The sequence below is a fragment of the Variovorax sp. P4_B11 genome, from assembly GCF_056402355.1.
This window is the reverse complement of record NZ_JBFUHO010000007.1, coordinates 65,979-85,021: the sequence shown is the minus strand read 5'-3', so window position 1 is coordinate 85,021 and position 19,043 is coordinate 65,979. Positions and strand designations below refer to the sequence as shown.

Annotated in this window: 13 protein-coding genes and 1 pseudogene; 7 read left to right on the top strand and 7 right to left on the bottom strand. The window is 62.8% G+C overall.

Features of this window, described 5'->3' with window-relative positions:
- Nucleotides 1-78: 78 nt before the first annotated feature.
- Nucleotides 79-1,872 (bottom strand): glyoxylate carboligase, encoded by a 1,794-nt coding sequence (gene gcl, locus AC1DYD_RS09630; protein WP_478172512.1) that lies wholly within the window; start codon nucleotides 1,870-1,872, stop codon nucleotides 79-81.
- Nucleotides 1,873-1,983: 111 nt separating this feature from the next.
- Between gcl and AC1DYD_RS09625 the strand changes: the two genes are divergently transcribed.
- Nucleotides 1,984-2,895, top strand: coding sequence for a LysR family transcriptional regulator (locus AC1DYD_RS09625; RefSeq protein ID WP_478172511.1), 912 nt, complete (start codon nucleotides 1,984-1,986; stop codon nucleotides 2,893-2,895).
- On the opposite strand, the gene AC1DYD_RS09620 is transcribed toward AC1DYD_RS09625, so the two are convergent.
- Genes AC1DYD_RS09620 through AC1DYD_RS09610 form a run of 3 tightly spaced genes read right to left on the bottom strand, consistent with a single transcriptional unit; the run spans nucleotide 2,887 to nucleotide 6,040 of the window.
- Nucleotides 2,887-3,960, bottom strand: a complete 1,074-nt coding sequence (locus tag AC1DYD_RS09620; RefSeq protein WP_478172510.1) for an AI-2E family transporter — start codon at nucleotides 3,958-3,960, stop codon at nucleotides 2,887-2,889. The genes AC1DYD_RS09625 and AC1DYD_RS09620 overlap by 9 nt on opposite strands.
- A 50-nt stretch (nucleotides 3,961-4,010) precedes the next feature.
- Nucleotides 4,011-4,709: a GntR family transcriptional regulator gene (locus AC1DYD_RS09615; RefSeq protein ID WP_478172509.1), complete on the bottom strand. Its 699-nt coding sequence runs from the start codon at nucleotides 4,707-4,709 to the stop codon at nucleotides 4,011-4,013.
- Nucleotides 4,710-4,717: 8 nt separating this feature from the next.
- Entirely contained in the window at nucleotides 4,718-6,040 is a 1,323-nt protein-coding gene (locus AC1DYD_RS09610; RefSeq protein ID WP_478172508.1) for a C4-dicarboxylate transporter DctA, read from the bottom strand.
- 673 nt (nucleotides 6,041-6,713) lie between these two features.
- Here AC1DYD_RS09610 and AC1DYD_RS09605 point away from each other — a divergent pair.
- Nucleotides 6,714-7,083: pseudogene (locus tag AC1DYD_RS09605) on the top strand (transposase domain-containing protein); the annotation flags it as partial.
- A 159-nt stretch (nucleotides 7,084-7,242) separates the two neighbouring features.
- Here the strand turns inward: AC1DYD_RS09605 and AC1DYD_RS09600 are convergent.
- The gene (locus tag AC1DYD_RS09600) at nucleotides 7,243-8,178 is read right to left on the bottom strand and encodes an electron transfer flavoprotein subunit alpha/FixB family protein (RefSeq protein WP_478172507.1); all 936 of its coding nucleotides are present in this window, start codon (nucleotides 8,176-8,178) and stop codon (nucleotides 7,243-7,245) included.
- Between the two features lie 24 nt (nucleotides 8,179-8,202).
- Nucleotides 8,203-8,952 (bottom strand): electron transfer flavoprotein subunit beta/FixA family protein, encoded by a 750-nt coding sequence (locus AC1DYD_RS09595; protein WP_478172506.1) that lies wholly within the window; start codon nucleotides 8,950-8,952, stop codon nucleotides 8,203-8,205.
- Nucleotides 8,953-10,378: 1,426 nt separating this feature from the next.
- Between AC1DYD_RS09595 and AC1DYD_RS09590 the strand changes: the two genes are divergently transcribed.
- The 5 genes from AC1DYD_RS09590 to AC1DYD_RS09570 all read left to right on the top strand — a co-directional run bounded on the left by AC1DYD_RS09590 (nucleotide 10,379) and on the right by AC1DYD_RS09570 (nucleotide 17,954).
- Nucleotides 10,379-12,106 carry a DUF1302 domain-containing protein gene (locus AC1DYD_RS09590; protein WP_478172505.1) on the top strand — a complete coding sequence of 576 codons (1,728 nt, stop codon included), beginning with the start codon at nucleotides 10,379-10,381 and terminating at the stop codon, nucleotides 12,104-12,106.
- 15 nt (nucleotides 12,107-12,121) lie between these two features.
- Nucleotides 12,122-13,507: a DUF1329 domain-containing protein gene (locus tag AC1DYD_RS09585; protein ID WP_478172504.1), complete on the top strand. Its 1,386-nt coding sequence runs from the start codon at nucleotides 12,122-12,124 to the stop codon at nucleotides 13,505-13,507.
- A 30-nt stretch (nucleotides 13,508-13,537) separates the two neighbouring features.
- On the top strand, nucleotides 13,538-14,653 hold the full coding sequence (locus AC1DYD_RS09580) for a WD40/YVTN/BNR-like repeat-containing protein (RefSeq protein WP_478172503.1): 1,116 nt from the start codon (nucleotides 13,538-13,540) through the stop codon (nucleotides 14,651-14,653).
- Nucleotides 14,654-14,672: 19 nt separating this feature from the next.
- The gene (locus tag AC1DYD_RS09575) at nucleotides 14,673-17,129 is read left to right on the top strand and encodes an efflux RND transporter permease subunit (protein WP_478172502.1); all 2,457 of its coding nucleotides are present in this window, start codon (nucleotides 14,673-14,675) and stop codon (nucleotides 17,127-17,129) included.
- A gap of 78 nt (nucleotides 17,130-17,207) precedes the next feature.
- Entirely contained in the window at nucleotides 17,208-17,954 is a 747-nt protein-coding gene (locus AC1DYD_RS09570) for an SDR family NAD(P)-dependent oxidoreductase (RefSeq protein WP_478113827.1), read from the top strand.
- Nucleotides 17,955-18,330: 376 nt separating this feature from the next.
- Here the strand turns inward: AC1DYD_RS09570 and AC1DYD_RS09565 are convergent, their stop codons facing one another.
- Nucleotides 18,331-18,981 carry a TetR/AcrR family transcriptional regulator gene (locus AC1DYD_RS09565; protein ID WP_478172501.1) on the bottom strand — a complete coding sequence of 217 codons (651 nt, stop codon included), beginning with the start codon at nucleotides 18,979-18,981 and terminating at the stop codon, nucleotides 18,331-18,333.
- Nucleotides 18,982-19,043 lie beyond the last annotated feature (62 nt).

The following is a 19,043-nucleotide window of genomic DNA, read 5'->3' as shown; positions in this document are numbered from 1 at the left end:
ATCTGTCCCGCAAGGTTTCAGTAGGTCGAGGACAAAGCAAAAACTGCTGCGCAGTTTCTTGATCTGTCCCGCAAGGTTTCAGTCAAGCATCGCGACCGCAATGGCCGTCGGCGCGTCTTCGGTGCTTTCGGCGAGCGGCTCGAACTCGTTGATGGCATCGATCTCGGTGCCCATCGCGATGTTGGTCACCCGTTCGAGCATCACCTCGATCACCACCGGCACCTTGAACTCGGCCATGAGCGCTTCGGCACGCTGGATTGCCGGCGTCATCTGTTCCTGCTTGTAGACGCGGATCGCCTTGCAGCCCAGGCCCTCGACCACCTTCATGTGATCGACGCCGTAGCTGCGCTCGACACCGGCGTCTTCGGCGGCGTTGATGTTGTCGAAGCCGAGCTGCACGCAGTAGTCCATCTCGAAGCCGCGCTGCGCCTGGCGGATCAGCCCGAGGTAGGAGTTGTTGACCACGATGTGGATGTAGGGCAGCTTGAACTGCGCCCCCACGGCGAGTTCCTCGATCATGAACTGGAAGTCGTAGTCGCCCGAGAGCGCGACGATCTTGCGCGTCGGGTCGGCTGCGCGCACGCCCAAAGCCGCCGGAATGGTCCACCCGAGCGGTCCGGCCTGGCCGCAGTTGATCCAGTGGCGCGGGTTGTAGACATGCAGGAATTGCGCCGCCGCGATCTGCGAGAGCCCGATGGTGCTGACGTAGCAGGTGTCGTGGCTGAAGTTGTTGTTCATGCACTGGTACACGCGCTGCGGCTTCATCGGCACGTCGCCGAAGTTGGTCTTGCGCAGCATCGTCTTCTTGCGCCCGCGGCACTCGCCGGCCCATTTGCCGCGGTCGGGCAGCTGGCCCCTGGCCTTCATTTCCTCGGCCACCTGCACGAAAAGTTCGAGCGCCGCCTTGGCGTCCGAGACGATGCCGAAGTCGGGCGTGAAGACGCGGCCGATCTGGGTCGGCTCGATGTCGACGTGGACGAAGGTGCGGCCCTTGGTGTAGACCTCGACCGAGCCGGTGTGGCGATTGGCCCAGCGGTTGCCGATGCCGAGCACGAAGTCGGAGGCCAGCATGGTCGCGTTGCCGTAGCGGTGGCTGGTCTGCAGGCCGCACATGCCGGCCATCAGCGGATGGTCGTCGGGGATCGCGCCCCAGGCCATCAGGGTCGGGATCACCGGCACGCCGGTGGCTTCGGCGAAGCGCACCAGCAGATCGCTGGCATCGGCATTGATGACGCCGCCGCCGGCCACGATCAAGGGCCGTTCGGCCGCGTTGAGCATCGCGATAGCCTTCTCGATCTGGGCCCGCGTGGCGGCCGGCTTGTAGGGCAGGAGCGGCGCGTAGCTGTCGATGTCGAACTCGATCTGCGCCATCTGGACGTCGAAGGGAAGGTCGATCAGCACCGGGCCCGGGCGGCCCGAGCGCATCAGGTGGAAGGCTTGCTGGAACACCTGCGGCACCTGGCCCGGCTCGCGCACCGTGACCGACCACTTGGTGACCGGCTTGGAGATCGATTCGATGTCGACCGCCTGGAAGTCTTCCTTGTAGAGCCGGGCGCGCGGTGCCTGGCCGGTGATACAGAGGATCGGGATCGAATCGGCCCAGGCCGAGTAGAGGCCGGTGATCATGTCGGTGCCGGCCGGCCCCGAGGTGCCGATGCAGACGCCGATGTTGCCGGCCACCGCGCGGGTGTAGCCCTCGGCCATGTGCGAGGCGCCCTCGACGTGACGCGCCAGGATGTGGGCGATGCTGCCCTGCTTGCGCAGCGCCGAGTACAACGGGTTGATGGCGGCGCCGGGGACGCCGAAGGCCTGGGTCACGCCTTCTTTTTCCATCACGAGCACGGCGGCTTGCGCCGCGGTCATCTTTGCCATGCGAGTCTCCTTGGGTTTGGACTCGACTGTAGGAATTCAGCGCTTCGGGCAGAAGAGGGCGTACAGCCATAAAGCCTATTCCTGGTTGGAATAAGTGAGTAGCATGCGCGGATGGACCGACTGTTGGCGATGGAGATGTTCGTGCGCGTGGTGGAGACCGGCAGCTTCTCCAAGGCGGCGCGCGAGTTCAACACCACCCAGCCCACCGTGACCAAACAGGTGGCCGCCACCGAGGCGCGGCTGAAGGCGCGGCTGCTCAACCGCAATACGCGCGGCGTGAGCCTGACGGAGTCGGGCGCGCTCTACTACGAGCGTTGCAAGGCGATCGTGCGCGACGCCGAGGAAGCCGAGAACATCGTCAAGCTGCAGCAGTCGCAGGCCCAGGGGCTGCTGCGCATCGGCACCTCGACCGCCTTCGGCCGCCGTATCGTGGTGCCCCTGGCGCTGGAATTCATGGCGCGGCATCCGCAGGTGCAGGTCGACCTCAGTTTCGAAGACCGCTATGTCGACCTCGTGGCGCAGGGCATCGACGTCGCGATCCGGATGGGCAAGCTGGCCGATTCGTCCTTGGGTGCGCGCTTCCTCGGCATGAATCCCTGGGTGATGGTGGCCGCGCCGGCCTATTTGCGCAAGCACGGCACGCCGAAGAAGGCGCAGGAGCTGAGCGCCCACGTGGCGCTGATCTACAGCAGCGTGGTCGGCGACGATGTCTGGCACCTGCACACGCCGCGCGGCGAACCGGTCACGGTGCCGGTCTCGGGGCGCCTGCGCTCGAACAACGTCTCGGCCGTGCTGGCCGCCGCGCGCGCCGGCCTCGGCATCGCGCTGATGCCGCGCTACGTGGCGAGCGATTCGCTCGCTTCAGGGCAGGTGGTGGAGGTGCTGGCCGACCACGCGCTCGCCGAGCAGGAAATCCATGCGGTGTTTCCGTCGCCCAAGCTGGTGCCGGGCAAGGTGTCGAGCTTCGTGGCCTTCCTGCAGGGCCGCTTCGGCGAGGCCTGGTGGAGCGCCCGCTCAGGGTAGCGGCGGCGCCTTGTCTTCATCGACGTTCGAGGACGCGAAAAGATCCCAGGCCGCCATGAACAGCGCCGCGATCACCGGCCCGATCACGAAGCCGTTGATGCCGAACAGCGCGATCCCGCCGATGGTCGACATCAGCACGACGTAGTCGGGCATCTGGGTGTCCTTGCCGACCAGCAGCGGCCGCAGGATGTTGTCGACCAGACCGATCACGAAGACGCCGACGAAGATCAGCCCGAGGCCCTTGCCCACCGCGCCGACGGCCAGGAAATAGATCGCCACCGGGCCCCAGATCAGGGCCGCGCCAACCGCCGGCAGCAGCGACAGGAAGGCCATCAGCACGCCCCACAGCAGCGAACCCTGCAGGCCCATCAGCGAGAAGGTCACGCCGCCGATCAATCCCTGCGCCGCTGCGACCGCGATGTTGCCCTTGATGGTGGCGCGGATCACGGTGGTGAACTTGTTCAGCAGGTGGTGCGTGTGCGGCCTGGCCAGCGGCAGGGCCGCACGCACCGTCTTCGACAGCTCCGCGCCGTCGCGCAGCAGGAAGAAGAGCAGGTACAGCATGAGGCCGAAGCTGATGATGAATTCGAAGGTGTTCTGGCCGATCGCGACCGCATGGGCGGCGATCGCCTGGCTGCCGCGGGCGGCGGCCTGCGACAGCTGCTTGATCAGGCCCTCGACGTTGCCGAGTCCGAAACGGTCGAGCAGGCTCAACGCCCATTTCGGGATCACGTCGACGACCTGCTGGAAATAGCTGGCGAAGCTGATGTCGCCGGATCGGATCTTGTGCGACAGCACCGACACCTCCTCGACCAGCGAAACGGTGACCGCGACCAGCGGAATGATCACCACCACCATCGCCATCAGCAGCGTGGTGAGGGCGGCCAGGTTGCGCCGGCCTCCCATCTTCCTGACCAGCCGCCGGTAGATCGGGGTGAACAGGATGGCCAGGGCGACGCCCCACATCACGGCACCGAAGAAGGGGAACAGGATCCAGCCGAAGGCAACCGTGACGACCGCAAGCAGAAAGAGAAAGGTGCCGCGCTGCAGGGCTGGTGAATTCATAGGCGCGTCGACTTTAGCCGAAACAGCCCCCGCCGGCAGGTCGAAACGTGTCAGCGGAGGCCGCGAGGCAAGGCCACGGGGGCCAGGGTGGTGCGCAGCCGTTCGTCGGCACCGGGGGCGGCCTGGACCTCGACCTGCAGCGCCTGCTCGACGTTGCCGATATGGTCGAGCATCAACTGCCGGGCGCGCGGCGTGTCGCCGGCTTCGAGCGCGGCCACGATCGCGGCGTGCTCGGCGCAGGACTCGGCCGCCTCGTGGCGGGATTGGAACAGGGTGGCGGCCAGCGTGGTGCGCGCGGTCAGGTCGCGCAGCACGTCGCACAGCAGACGGTGGCCCATCTGGTCGGCCAGGCAGACGTGGAAGTCGGCCAGCAGGAAGGCGCGGGTGGCGGCATCGGCGCCGGCGATGGCGCGCTTCTCGTCGGCGATGTGCTCGCGCAGCTTGCGGATCACCTTGGAGAGCGGCCGGCCGGCCTCGGCCAGGATGCCGGCCTCGACGATGCGGCGGGCCGCGAAGGCGTCGCGCGCCTCGTCGGCCGAGGGTTCCACCACGTACCAGCCGCGGCGCGACTGGACCTCGACGAAGCCGCGCGCCTGCAATTGCATCAGAGCCTCGCGCACCATGGTGCGGCTGACGCCGAAGTTCTCGGCCAGCGCCTGTTCGCCGAGCCGTTCGCCGGGCGCCAGCTTCTGCGCCAGGATCGCTTCCACCACGCGCTCCGCGATGTGGGTGGGCGTGACGTCGGTCATCGGCTTGCTCAATGGGCTGCCGGGATCGCGGCCGGCGAACCGGGCTCGGCCAGCGGCTCGTCCTCGGGCGAGTGGGTGCCGTTCAGCACCGCGTGGGCGCGCTCGCGGTCGATGTCGCCCTCCCAGGCGGCGATGGCGACGGTGGCGACGCAGTTGCCGATCAGGTTGCCGAGCGCGCGGGCGATGCCCATGAACCAGTCGACCGACAGCACCAGCACCAGCCCGATGGCCGGGATCGCCGGAATGGCGTGCAGCGTGGCGGCCAGCACGACGATCGCCGAGCCCGGCACGCCGTGCGCGCCCTTGGAGGTGACCAGCGCGATCGCCAGGATGGTCAGCAGGTCGGCCATCGAGATCGGCGTGTTGGTGGCCTGGGCGATGAACACCGCGGCCAGCGTGATGTAGATCGAGAAGGCGTCGAGGTTGAACGAGTAGCCGGTGGGGATGACCAGGCCGACGGTCGAGTCGCGGATGCCCATGTGGCGCAGCTTGGCCATGATCTGCGGCAGCACGCTGTCGGACGAGGTGGTGGCGAAGACGATCGTGAGTTCTTCGCGCAGGTAGCGCAGCAGCTTGACCAGGCTGAAGCCCGACAGGCGCATCACCAGCCCGAGCACCACGAAGACGAAGAGCAGCACCGCCACGTAGAACAGTGCGACCAGCATGCCCAGCTGCTTGAGCGAGCCGATGCCGTACTGGCCGACCGTGAAGGCGATCGCGCCGAGCACGCCCAGCGGCGCCAGCTTGATGATGATGCCCATGATCTTGAACAGCACCAGCGACAGCGCGTCGACCACCACCGCCACCGGCCGGCCGCGTTCGCCGAGCAGGGTCAGGGCGCAGCCGAACAGCACCGCGAACAGCAGCACCTGCAGCACGTCCCCGGTGGCGAAGGCGTTGACCACGGTGGTCGGGATCAGTTTCATGAGGAAGTCGACCGTGCCGCCGCTGGTGAGCTTGTCGGCGTTCGAGGCGTAGGCGCTCATGGCCGCCGGGTCGAGCTTGGAAGGGTCGACGTTCATGCCCACGCCGGGCTGGAAGACGAAGGCCAGCACCAGGCCGAGCGCCAGCGCGATGGTGGTCAGGACCTCGAAGTAGATCAGCGCCTTGACGCCGACGCGACCGACCCGCCGAAGGTCGCCGGCACCTGCGATGCCGTGCACCACGACGCAGAAGACCAGCACCGGGATGATCATCTTGATCAGCTTGATGAAGCCGTCGCCCAGCGGCTTGAGCTTGACGGCGAAGTCCGGGAAGAACAGGCCGGCCGCGACGCCGAGCACCAGCGCGATGACCACCTGACCGAAGAGCGATTTGGCGAAACGTGGCATGGAAGTTCCCTGGTTAGGTTTGCATGCAAGATTCACGTTGTCTTGCATACAAGCAATGTAGGCAAGAACACGGGAAATGCTCTGAGGGTATTCCCGGGTGAGAGTGGGCCTTCACAGCCGCTGTTCTGTGAGAACAAACTCGTAGTCCGCCGAATAAAGTCGTAGGAGGCGAAATAAAGTCGTAGAACGGCGCTGGGCAGTTCGGCCCTCGCGAAGTGAGCACGCTAAGCGTCAGGGCACAACGGCCTGGATTTCCAGGGGGTGAGGACCGCTCAAGTTCAGGACTTGCCATCCCAAGAGCTCAAGAAAGAAAGCATGCCGACGTCGCTGCCCAGGACGATCTGAGGGCGGGCAGGGGGCTGCAGTGCCAGGTCGACCACGCCGGGCAACGCGCGAGCACAAAATCCAGCACCGAGGCTCCGCGGAAGTCCTTCTTGTGCATGAACTCCGCGAGGAGGTCGGGTTCTTCCATGCGACAGTCTTGGAGAGCAGCAGATGAATCTCATCATCACGACCGCAAGCAAGGCACCCGCTCGATACGTGATCGAGAAATTCTCAGCGGTCGGCAGGTACTGACGCCCGAGGGAGAAGCGATCCAATCAAGAAAAAGGTGTCAGCGGAAAGTTTTGGGTCTCAGGATTGCGCGCGCATTCATTGGCCCCCGTCACGAAAGGTGGCCGATGGCAGCGCAACGGCGAGGGCATTGGACTACAGCTTGAGGCGCTGGGACGCGTTGAGCAGCTTCCTCCACGACGGCGATGTTGCGTTCGACAACAACCACCTCGAAAACCAAATCCGCCTATGGGCAGTTGGCAGAAATAAGGCGAACCTTGTTCTTATGCGAAGTTGGCCAAGCTGGGTGAGCGGATCGGCGCAGACGACGCGCAGCCGCAATCACCAGCCTCATCCAGTCGGCCAAACTCAACGGCCTGGACCCCTATGCGTACCTGAGGGACGTGCTCACGCGCCTGCCCAGACACAAGGCACGCGAGGTCGATCAACTGCTGCCTCATCTCTGGCGCCCCACTGGCGGCGCTGAATAGCGCCCGCGTCAGCACTGCGCCAGTGTTGGGCTGCGTGTGTTTGCTGCCCGCTTACCTTCAAACCGCCCACCCAGGGCATTGCAGAACTTCTTTTCGCGCTGTTTGCTGCGAACTTCATCCAAGCATTGTCGAAGAAATGCCATGGTCGATCCCGATGGTTTAAAGCGAGGCCACGAGTTCCGGCACGGCCGTGAACAGGTCGGCGACCAGGCCGTAGTCGGCCACCGAGAAGATCGGCGCCTCTTCGTCCTTGTTGATCGCTACGATCACCTTGGAGTCCTTCATGCCCGCCAGATGCTGGATCGCGCCCGAGATGCCGCAGGCGATGTACAGCTGCGGCGCCACGATCTTGCCGGTCTGGCCGACCTGCCAGTCGTTCGGCGCGTAGCCGGCGTCGACCGCCGCGCGGCTGGCGCCCAGGCCGGCGTTGAGCTTGTCGGCCAGCGGCGCCATCACTTCCTGGAACTTCTCAGCGCTGCCCAGCGCCCGGCCGCCCGAGACGATGATCTTGGCCGCCGTGAGTTCGGGGCGCTCGCTCTTGGTCACTTCGCGGCCGACGAAGCTGCTCTTGCCCGAGTCGGCCACGCCGTCGACGGTTTCAATGGCGGCGCTGCCGCCGCTGGCCGCTGCCGCATCGAAGCCGGTGGTGCGCACCGTCACCACCTTGATCGCATCCGAGCTCTGCACGATGGCGATCGCGTTGCCTGCGTAGATCGGCCGCTCGAAGGTGTCGGGGCTGTCGACCTTGGTGATGTCGCTGATCTGCGCCACGTCCAGCAAGGCGGCCACGCGCGGGGCCACGTTCTTGCCGTTGGCGGTCGAGGGGAACAGGATGTGGCTGTAGTTCCTGGCGATCGCCAGGACTTGCGCCGCGACGTTCTCCGCGAGGTTCTCGGCCAGCGATGGGCTGTCGGCGACGATCACCTTGGCGACGCCCGCGACCTGGCTCGCGGCCTTGGCGGCTTCGGCGGCGTTGGCGCCGGCCACCAGCACGTGGACATCGCCGCTGGCGCAGGCGAGGCCCGCGGTCACGGTGTTGAGGGTCGCCGGCTTGAGCGTGGCGTGGTCGTGTTCGGCAATAACAAGTACGGTCATTTCGTGTATTCCTTCTTCCGAGCCTCAGATGACCTTGGCTTCGTTCTTCAGCTTGTCCACCAGGGTGGCGACGTCAGGCACCTTGATGCCCGCACCCCGCTTCGGCGGTTCAGACACCTTCAGCGTCTTCAGGCGCGGCTTGACGTCCACGCCCAGGTCCTCGGGCTTGACGATGTCGAGCTGCTTCTTCTTGGCCTTCATGATGTTGGGCAAGGTCACGTAGCGCGGCTCGTTCAAGCGCAGGTCGGTGGTGATGACCGCCGGAAGGCTCAGGCAGATGGTTTCGAGGCCGCCATCAACTTCGCGGGTGACATTCACCTTGTCGCCGGCCACTTCAACCTTGCTGGCGAAGGTGGCTTGCGGCAGATCGGCCAATGCAGCGAGCATCTGGCCCGTCTGGTTGGCGTCTTCATCGATGGCCTGCTTGCCGAGGATCACGAGTTGGGGCGCTTCCTTGTCCACCAGGGCCTTGAGCAGCTTGGCCACCGCAAGGGGTTGAAGCTCTTCGAAAGTCTCGACGAGGATGCCGCGATCGGCACCGATAGCCATCGCCGTGCGCAGGGTCTCCTGGCACTTCGCATCGCCGCAGGACACGGCGATGATCTCGGTGGCGACACCCTTTTCCTTCAACCGTACGGCCTCTTCGACGGCAATCTCGTCGAAGGGGTTCATGCTCATCTTGACGTTGGCGATGTCAACGCCCGTACCGTCGCTCTTCACGCGAACCTTGACGTTGTAGTCAACGACCCGCTTGACCGCTATCAAAACCTTCACTGGATTTCTCCTTCTTTCGTTTCATTGACTACTTCGGCCGTAACAGGATGAGACGGCCGACCATCTGGATCCCCGAAGCCCGTTCTGAGGTCGATCTTGCGCACCAATTCAGACGCACATGGTCCGGGTAGGCCCGCGATTTCGACCGGGTCCTGAGGGCATGAGTCCTGTACGCCGAGTGCCTTCGGACCTGTGGGCGCAGGCGGGCCTTGAACGTTTCGTCGGGCGTTCGCCGCTTTGAAAAGTTTCCCATCGCCCGTGGGGCTACCTTCATGATAATTAAAAACTGATGTGTCATCAACTATTCGAACAACAAGAATGAAAATCGTAGAACGCCGTGGGACGATTGCCGAACATGGGCCGGCACGACGCGCATTGACACTGCGTGCTTCGGGGCCCATGAGCTGGATACGGCCTTTCAATGGTCTGTTTGCTGCGCACTCGATCGCGCGGGTCGCCGCGCGGTGCATGCACGATATCGAGACCACACGCGAACAGCTCGGACCATTGCAGTCATCGCGCGCAGCAACCGATCGAGCCTTCATGCCTCCACGATGCGATGCGCGCCGATCGATGCCTCCTTCGCAATCATCGTTTCGAGTATCGATGCGGCCAGGGGTCAGCGCAAGCCTGCCTTACGCATGGAGGCCATGAACGGGGATTTGCGGGCGCGAGAACTGGTGAAAGCTTGATGCTTTTTTACTGCGCGCGACGCCGACATGCATCTGTTGCAGCGCGCCGATCTCCACCCCTGGGTTGTCCAGTTCGCGGACCTGTACGATGGCTTCAGCAACCTGACCTCGGTGCGGCTCGAGGCCTGGCGTTCTGCACAAGGGGCGAAAGCGATGCCATTGTCGAGGGCGGGTCGCGCACCGCCCGCGGCGGGCAGTTGTCGGCCGGAGCGGGCCGCTCGCGGATTGCCTACTACTTGCACGCGTCAATCGCGTGTCTCGGAGGCATGGCGACGAAGAGCAGCGGAGGTGGCGCGTTCGTCGTGCACATGCCGGATGGGCTTCGAGTCGGTCCGGAGGCGCGGCCGCTCGTGCCGCCGTCGCACTGGTGGCGCGCGCAGCACATGAAGCCCCCGACTGATGAAGACCAAGTCGTGAGGTCATTGGGCGCCGGGCCAGCTCGTCTTTCGATAGGAAGCGCTCCCGGGTCGACCGGCAGGACTGGCCGCGCGCGGGGCAGGGCATGTCCCCTGATACGCGTCGTCCACCAAAGCATCGGCTCCTCAGCCACGAGGCCATGAGCTGATCTCTGATAAAAATGAATCTGGATCAGTTCATGTTGGCCCACTGCCTATTGGTAAAAACACCAACTTTAAAGTTGACCTATCATCAGTTATGCTTGATTCGTTCCAGTTCAACTTGGCGTCGGTGATCGCGCCTACTAGCATTCGTGGAGACAACCAATGGAGAGGGCATTGAAAGATTACAACGGTCTGCGCGGACGCCTGATCGGCAGCGCGGCACTGATCTTTGGGGCGGCACTCGCCAACACGGCCGCGGCCATCGAGCTTGATGCCGGCCCCGATTGGGCGGTGCGTTGGGACAACACACTGTCCTACAACCTCGGTGTTCGCGCCCAAGGCATCAACGGGGGAATCGGAAACAACCCGGTGTTTGCTTCGTCGGACTACAGCTTCGGGCGCGGGAATGTGGTGACCAGCCGGATTTCCGATCTGATGGAGCTCGACGCGCAAAACAAGAATGGGTGGGGATTTCGCCTTAGCGGCTCGTTTTTTAAGGACTTTGCGTTCAACGACGACGTGCGCACGAATCCCGGCCAAGTCGCGCCCGGAACGCCGTATTCGTCAATCGGTCCTTACATCGGCAACGTATTCTCCGGCTACACCAAACGCTACTACGACCAGGGCGGACAGTGGCTCGATGCCTTCGCGTACAACAACTTCAAGCTTGGCGACAGGGATGCGTCGGTGATGGTCGGCCGCCTTACGAAGTACTGGGGCAACGCCGTATTCTTTGGCCCACTTGGCATCAGCTACTCGCAAAACGCTGCTGACAACATCAAGGGTTCGTTCGCGCCCGGGACGGAGGCTAAGGAGCTCGCGATTCCACGTGAGCAAATCTACTTTTCAACCCAACTCACCAAGGACCTCGTCGCAGAAGGTCAGTACTTCTTTCAATTCCAGAACAATCTGGTACCTGAGGGCGGTACCTATTTGAGCTTTGCCGACTTCCTCGCGAACGGTCCTCAGGGCGCTGCACTGACCCGGGCAATCGGATTGGGCCCTCGCGGAGAGTCGATTGTGCCGAATGCAATCAACGGCAATTTTGGGCTCAAGCTGTCCTATGCCCCCCCGGAGCTCAAGGGTGCTGTCTCTGCTTACTACAGAAAGCTGGACGAGACGCAACCATGGATGCCGCTGCTTCAATACAACCCGGCGACCTTCGCCGTCGAGAACTACCACTTGGCATACGCGCAGAAGGTCGACCTTTTTGGCCTGAGCATGGAGAAGCAGTTTGGTGCCTACAGCGTCGGCGCCGAGCTGAACCAGCGTCGTGGGACGGCGCTCAACAGCACGCCGTTCAACGCCTCGGATCCGCTTGGTCGTGAAGCTGCTCGCGGCAACGCAACCAGCATGGTCCTGAATACCGTCGGTGGCCTGACGCGCACGCCGGTGTGGGATACCGGCATCTTCCTCGCCGAACTCGCCTACACGCACCTCGATTCCGTGACCGCCAACGCGGACATGTACAACGGCGTCAACAACCCTGCGGCCTGTCCAAGCGGCAGCACGAAGGATGGTTGCTCCACGCGAAGCGCCGTCGCGGCAGCAGTGCTCTTCAAGCCGCAATGGCTAGGCGTGATGCCCAGCGTCGACCTCGGCATGCCAATCTTCGTCATGTATGGGATCAATGGCAATGCATCCACGCTCGGCATGCCTGTCAATCAAGGTGGGACTCTCTTCACCGTAGGCCTCGAAGCGGTCGTTCAGCAAAAGTACACGATAACCCTTCAGTACAACGGCTACCACTCGCCCACGAACGGGAAGCTGACAAACGCTGGCGCCCGCTTCGGCGTGCCCAACGGCACCCCCGGATTCCCGACCTTCTACGCTGGCGGTAGCGGCACGTTCATGTACAACGACAAGGGTTGGGTGTCCCTGACCCTGAAGGCCTCATTCTGATCACAGGAGCACTCAATGATCCATCTCAACAGACACCTCGTCCCGGCTCTTGCCGTCGCCACGCTCGCCTTCGCCAACGGCGCCTTCGCCGCTGTCACGGCCGAAGAAGCCAAGCAACTCGGCGCCACACTCACGCCTTTCGGTGCGGAGAAAGCGGGCAATGCGGATGGGTCCATCCCCGCGTACAGCGGCGCAGTTCCAACGACCCCGCCGAGCTACAAGGCTGGGAGCGGACGCTACCCAGACCCCTATCCGAATGACAAGGTCCTGCTGAAAATCGACGCGAAGAACGCCGCGCAGTACAAGGACATGCTGACGCCCGGCACGATGGCCATGCTGCAGCAGTATCCGGACTACTTTCTGAACGTCTACGCGACGCACCGCAACTCGCCGTATCCGAAATGGGTGCTCGACAACAGTTTGAAGAATGCCACGACTGCGGAACTGGCGGGAGAGACGCTCGGGGACGCGGTGAAGAACGTGTATGGCGGGATTCCCTTCCCGATTCCGAAGAACGGTGACGAGGTGCTGTGGAACTTCCGCATGCGCTACATCCCCGCCTCCACCTCGCAACGCCAATCGAGTTCCCTCGTGGATTCCTCCGGACGGTCGGTCTTTCTCGGCCGGTATCTGTGCAAGTTTGCGAACACCTACTACGACCAAGCTGCCACGACGCTGCCTGACCCGTACTTCTACAAACAGCTTTGTCTGGGGGAGGCTCCTGCCTCTCAGGCGGGATACAACCTACTGATCAGCTACTCCAGCGACTACGCCAACTTCGACCAGTTGACCTGGGTGTACACGCCGGGCCAGCGACGAGTGCGAACGGCACCGGAGTTCTCTTACGACACGCCGGCCGCAAACTTCGGCGGCGCGCTGACCTACGACGAAGTCAACGTTTTCTCGGGTCGAGCCGACCGCTTCGACATGAAGCTCGTGGGCAAGAAGGAAATCTACATTCCCTATGACAACAATGGCTTCTTCACGCCGGAAGCGACGGCCGAGAAGTTGCTGACGCCGAAGCATCCGAACCCTGAATTCATTCGCTGGGAAAAGCACCGCGTGTTTGTCGTCGAGGGCACGTTGAAGCCAGGCAAGCGGCACATCCTTTCGCGCCGCACTTTCTTCGTGGACGAAGACAGCTGGCAAGTCGTTGCCACCGACGGATACGACCAGGCCGGCAAGCTGTACCGCGTGGGGCTGGCCTTCCCGTTCCTGATCTATGACGACAAGGAAAACGCGCCCTACACAGCCACCCAGTTCTACGGGTTTGCTGACCTTACCAAGGGCGAATATTTCATGTCTTACCCCGATACGATGGGGCGTTTCGACTCGAAGACCGCACTGCCCGACGTGGGCGCGTTCACCTCGTCGCGGCTGGCCGCCACTGGAGTTCGCTGACATGTTGGAGGCCGCCCTGGGAGCAGCGCTATGAGCCTTGCGATGTTTCGCAGTCGACACGCACGCCTGGCAACTGCGCTGGTCGCGGCAGCGCTGGGCGGGGCAGTTGGTACGTGGGCAGCCGACGCGGACACATTTCGCGATCCTCTCGACACCCCCGCAGTTCAGATGAACGGCGCAGATCGTGCCGGGCACGAGCCGCTGATTGCGGTCGCGGCCTCTGCCACACGCACGATCGGGGTGGGCTTGCGCGGCATGATCATCTATTCAAACACCGGTACTCCAGAGTGGCGCCAGGCGGCCGTCCCGGTGCAGACGGACCTGGTCGCCGTGCAGCTTCTCGACGATCGCCTCGCATGGGCGAGCGGGCATGACTCCACCATCCTGCACAGCGAGGACGGCGGTGCCTCCTGGAGCAAGCAGTTTGATCGCAACGGGGCCCGGCAGGTGCTCAGCAGCAATTACCAGCAGCGGGTCGGTGCCGGCGAGACAGGAATGCAAAAGTACCTGGACCAGGTCAAGCTGAACACCGAGGGCGACGTGTCACTGCCGTACCTCGGCGTACGGTTCGAAGACTCGAACAACGGCTACGCTGTGGGCGCCTTTGGAATGATCATTGCCACCAATGACGGCGGCCGGACCTGGCTGCCCTGGCTGGATCGCATCGACAACGATGAATTCCTGAATCTCAATGCGATTCGCGGCATCAATGGCGAGACCTACATCGCTGGCGAGCGCGGCATGGTCTACCGGCTTGATCGTAAGGCGCAGCGCTTCATCGGGACCAGCACCGGCTACAAGGGCAGCTTCTTCGACATTGTCGGCACCCCGCACGCGTTGGTTGCGTTCGGCTTGCGCGGCGTCGCCTACCGGAGCACGGACGGTGGAGTCACCTGGCAGGCAGCAAAGACCGGGGTCGAGCGAACGATCACCGCCGGCGGAATTTTCGACGATGGTCGACGCATCGTGTTGTTGACCGAGACCGGCGAGGCGATCCAGAGCACTGACGATGGTGCAACCTTCAAGCCTGCCGACTTGCCGAGGTTGAAGCCAGTCTCCGGCGCCGCCACCACCGGCCAGACGTCCCTGGTGACGGCCGGATTGCTGGGCGTGCAAGTTCAAACCCTCAAATTGCTCTCGCCGTAATGCGAGACGCGTCGACGCCATGACCCTACCTGTTGCAGATCTCGGCGCGATGCCCATCATCGCGGACCCGGCCCAGTTCGACCGGCGTTCGGGAAACTGGCTTGAGCGGATGGTATTCAACCACCGATTCCTGATCATGGCCTTCTGCTTCGTTGTCAGCGTGCTGCTCGGCTGGCAGGCGTCGCGTCTGTCGGTCAATGCGAGCTTTGAGAACACGTTGCCGCGCTCCCATTCGTTCATCCGAAATTACCTTGGGAACAAGGCGTCGCTCGGCGGCTTTGGCAGTTCGGTGCGTATCGTGGTCGAGAACACGCAAGGCACGATCTATGACCCACACTACCTCGAGACCCTGCGCAAGATCAATGACACGGTATTTCTGATCCCCGGCGTGGACAGGTCGTTCATGAAGTCCCTGTGGACACCTGCCGTTCGCTGGACCCAGATCACCGAAGAAGGTTATCGCGGTGGTCCGGTCATGCCGCCGAACTACGACGGCTCGGCCACCTCCATCGGCCAATTCCAGCGCAATGTCGAGCTGGCCGGCATCGTCGGCAATCTCGTCGCCAACGATCAGAAATCCAGCATGCTGTTCGTGCCGCTGATCGACACTGACCCGGCCACTGGCAAACAGCTCGACTATGCCGCGCTGTCTCATGCCCTTGAGGAGAAGGTGCGATCGCAGGGGTCGGAGGGTGTACGCATCCACATCATCGGCTTTGCGAAGCTGGTGGGCGACCTCATCGACAGCCTGATGCAGGTTATGGCCTATTTTGGCGTCGCCGGTGTCATCGCGGCGATCCTGCTCTATGGCTACACCCGATGTCCGCGCAGCACGGTGCTGGTGTTGGCGTGTTCGCTCGTCGCCGTCGTGTGGCAACTGGGCATCGTACATTTGCTCGGCTTTGTGCTGAACCCCTATTCGATCCTGGTGCCATTCCTGGTTTTTGCCATCGGCGTCTCGCACGGGGCGCAGAAGATGAACGGCATCATGCAGGACATCGGGCGCGGCACCCATCGCTATGTCGCAGCTCGGTACACCTTCCGGCGCCTGTTCATTGCCGGCATCACGGCGCTGCTTGCCGACGCCGTCGGCTTTGGCGTGTTGATGGCCATCGACATTCCCGTGATCCGCGAACTGGCCATGACCGCCAGCATCGGCGTGGCGGTCCTGATCTTCACCAACCTCCTTCTGCTGCCGGTGATGCTTTCCTACATCGGCGTCAGCTGCGCGGCCGCCGAACGCAGCTTGCGTGCGGAAACGCCGGAGGGTGAGCGATTGACGGGGCTCTCCAGGATCTGGTCGTTGCTCGACCGATTCACTGAGCGACGATTGGCCACGTGGACCGTCGCAATTTCGGCCCTGCTGGCAGTCACGGGCTTCGTGGTCAGCCTGAACCTCAAGATCGGCGATCTTGATGCCGGCGCGCCCGAACTGCGCGCCGACTCACGTTACAACCGCGACAACGCCTATACCACCGGGCACTACGGCTTGTCGAGTGATGTATTTGCAGTCATCGTGAAGACGCCTGTGGATGGGATGAGCACCTACCAGACGCTGATCGAGGAAGACCGCCTTGAGCAGGCGCTTCGCAGCCTGCCGGATGTGCAGACGACGTCTTCCGCAGCCCGGTTGGCCCGCTTTGCCACCTACGGCAACAACGAGGGAAATCCGAAGTGGCTCACGATCAATCGTGAGGCGGCAGTCACGGCACAGGCCACCTACGACCTGAAAACCAATAGCCCCGAGTTCATCAACGGCGACGGAAGCCGCGGAACCGTGGTGGCCTATCTCGGCGATCACAAGGCGACCACGTTGAAGCAGGTGGTAGACGTCGCCGAACAGTTCAGCGAAGCCCATAGCACTGCTGACCGGCAGTTTCTGCTCGCCGCCGGTTCGGCGGGCATCGAGGCAGCCACGAACAGTGCTGTGGCTGCGGCAAACCATACGATGCTGCTGGTGGTCTATGCCGCCGTGGTGGTGCTGTGCCTCATCACCTTCCGCAGCTGGCGTGCCGTCGTGGTGGCGGTGCTGCCCCTGGCACTGACATCCATCCTTTGTGAGGCGATCATGGTCATGCTTGGCATCGGCGTGAAGGTGGCGACGCTGCCTGTTGTTGCGCTGGGTGTTGGCATTGGCGTCGATTACGCCTTGTACCTGCTCAGCGTCCAACTCGCACAGCAACGCGCCGGCGTGCCATTGCGTGAGGCCTATCGCAACGCTGTGAGCTTCACCGGCAAGGTGGTGGCATTGGTCGGTGTGACGCTGGCAGCGGGCGTTGTGACGTGGGCATGGTCTCCCATCAAGTTCCAGGCGGACATGGGCATCTTGCTGACGTTTATGTTCCTGTGGAACATGGTCGGCGCACTACTGTTGATCCCGGCCTTGTCGCACTTCCTGCTGCAGACGAAACATCTCGCCCCTTCGCCCGGCGCTGTTCCGCTGAAAATTCGCTGTCGAAGCCTGACCGGGTCGTGATGATCACATTCGCCGCAGACGCGCGCTCGGGCGTGCCGGTGCCAACGCGTTCATTCAACGCTTTAAAGGAGAGCTTTCATGACAAAGGTCGCATTGATTACCGGTGGTGCCAGTGGAATCGGAAAAGAGACCGCGTTGTTACTCGCCAGCAGGGGCGTCACGGTCGTCATCAGCGGCCGACGTGAGCGCCAGGGCCTTGAGACAGTCAAAGCTATCGAGGCGGCCGGTGGCAAGGCATCGTTTGCCCAGGCTGATGTCAATGATGAGGCTTCGGTGCGAAAGCTGATCGATCAAGTCGTTCGCGATCATGGCCGTCTTGACATGGCGGTGAACAACGCCGGCATCTCGAACGAGAACAAGGTGGTTGGCGAGTCTGATTCGGGCGCCTTCCAGGGCATGCTCCAGACGAATGTGATGGGCCTCTACTTCTGCATGAAGTATGAGTTGCAGCAAATGCGCCAGCAAAGCGGCGGCGCCATCGTCAATGTCGCATCGATTGCCGGGCTCAACGGCATCCCCTGGGCGGGTACTTATGCTGCGACAAAGCACGCCGTTGTGGGTCTCACAAAGTCAAGCGCGCTCGACTACGCCACACAAAACATCCGGGTGAACGCCGTGGCACCCGGCGCCATCAAGACAGATCTGATCGAGGGGCAGATCGCGCTGGGTCAATATGACGAGGCCACCATTTCCGCTATGCATCCGATGGGGAGGATGGGTGAGCCGCGTGAGATCGCCAACGGCATCGCATGGTTGCTCTCGGATGAGGCCTCCTTTGTTACCGGGCACGTCCTCAGCATCGATGGGGGCTTCCAGGCCAAGTAGTCCCCACAACACGCTTCTGTCGAGCGGCGGTTCAGCGAACAGACCCCAGGGATTTTTCGTGTCTGGCGGGTATGAACTCCGGTAGGCTTTCGAGCGATCGGATTTGCTGCCAACAATGCAGGCCGGGTTGTTCATCGACAGGGAGCTCTCGCAAGGCGACAACGCGGGAATTCCGCCAATGGTGCAGGCGGCTTCCATTGGCGCTGTGTTATCGAGCTCCTGGTTAGCAGGAGTTAGCCTGCAACCCACCGACCTTTAGCCGTTTAGCCCTTCAGGATGGACCTTGATATGGCGAGGCCCCGCAGTACACGCCTTGCGCGGAGGGCGAGTGCAAAGCTATCCGAAGGGCACAGAAAGATCCGGATTCACTCGAGCATCAACGCGGCTTGAGCTTAGGTGCGAGCGCGTGCGCGACCATGAACGCTGCGGACTGCAAAAGTTGAGTGCGAGACGAATGGCGTCGACGCAGAGGCAAGCGCACGATCGCCGCCACGCGTTCTATGAGGACGAGGACCGCCGATGCCCCGGATGCGTACTCCAGGCCGTTGTCAGCTTCCTTGATGCGCTGTTCCAGCAACGTGTGCAGTCGTTCAACCGACGCATGACGTACTTCTTCAAAGCGCTTGTCCCCTTCGTCAGCAGCCAGATTGCGAATCCGAAGGATGGCTTGGTGCTCTTGCCAGAACGCCACGTAAGCCTTCACCAGCGCGAGCGCCTTGGTCGAAGCATCCTCCTGGGTCCAAGGACTGCTGAGCAATGTCTCGATCTCGGGCGTGATCTGCTGTATGTTTTGTGCCGCGGCTAGCACGACCTCGTTGACATCGTCGAAGTAAACATAGAACGACGCTGACGAGGTCCCCGCCATCGCCGCGATGTCTGCGACGTTCAACTCCATGATCGAGCGCTTCTCAAGGAGATTTTCGGCTGCCTTCATGAGCCGAGCGCGCGTTTCAGCGCCCTTGCGACCGATCTTCTGGCCGTAAAGATTCTGACGGGGTACCACTGTCGTCGAATCGGCTTCGTTCATGGTCTTGGAAATCCTCAACAAAAGATGACTGATTATCAGCGAATCAGTGCTGGGTTGGGCAC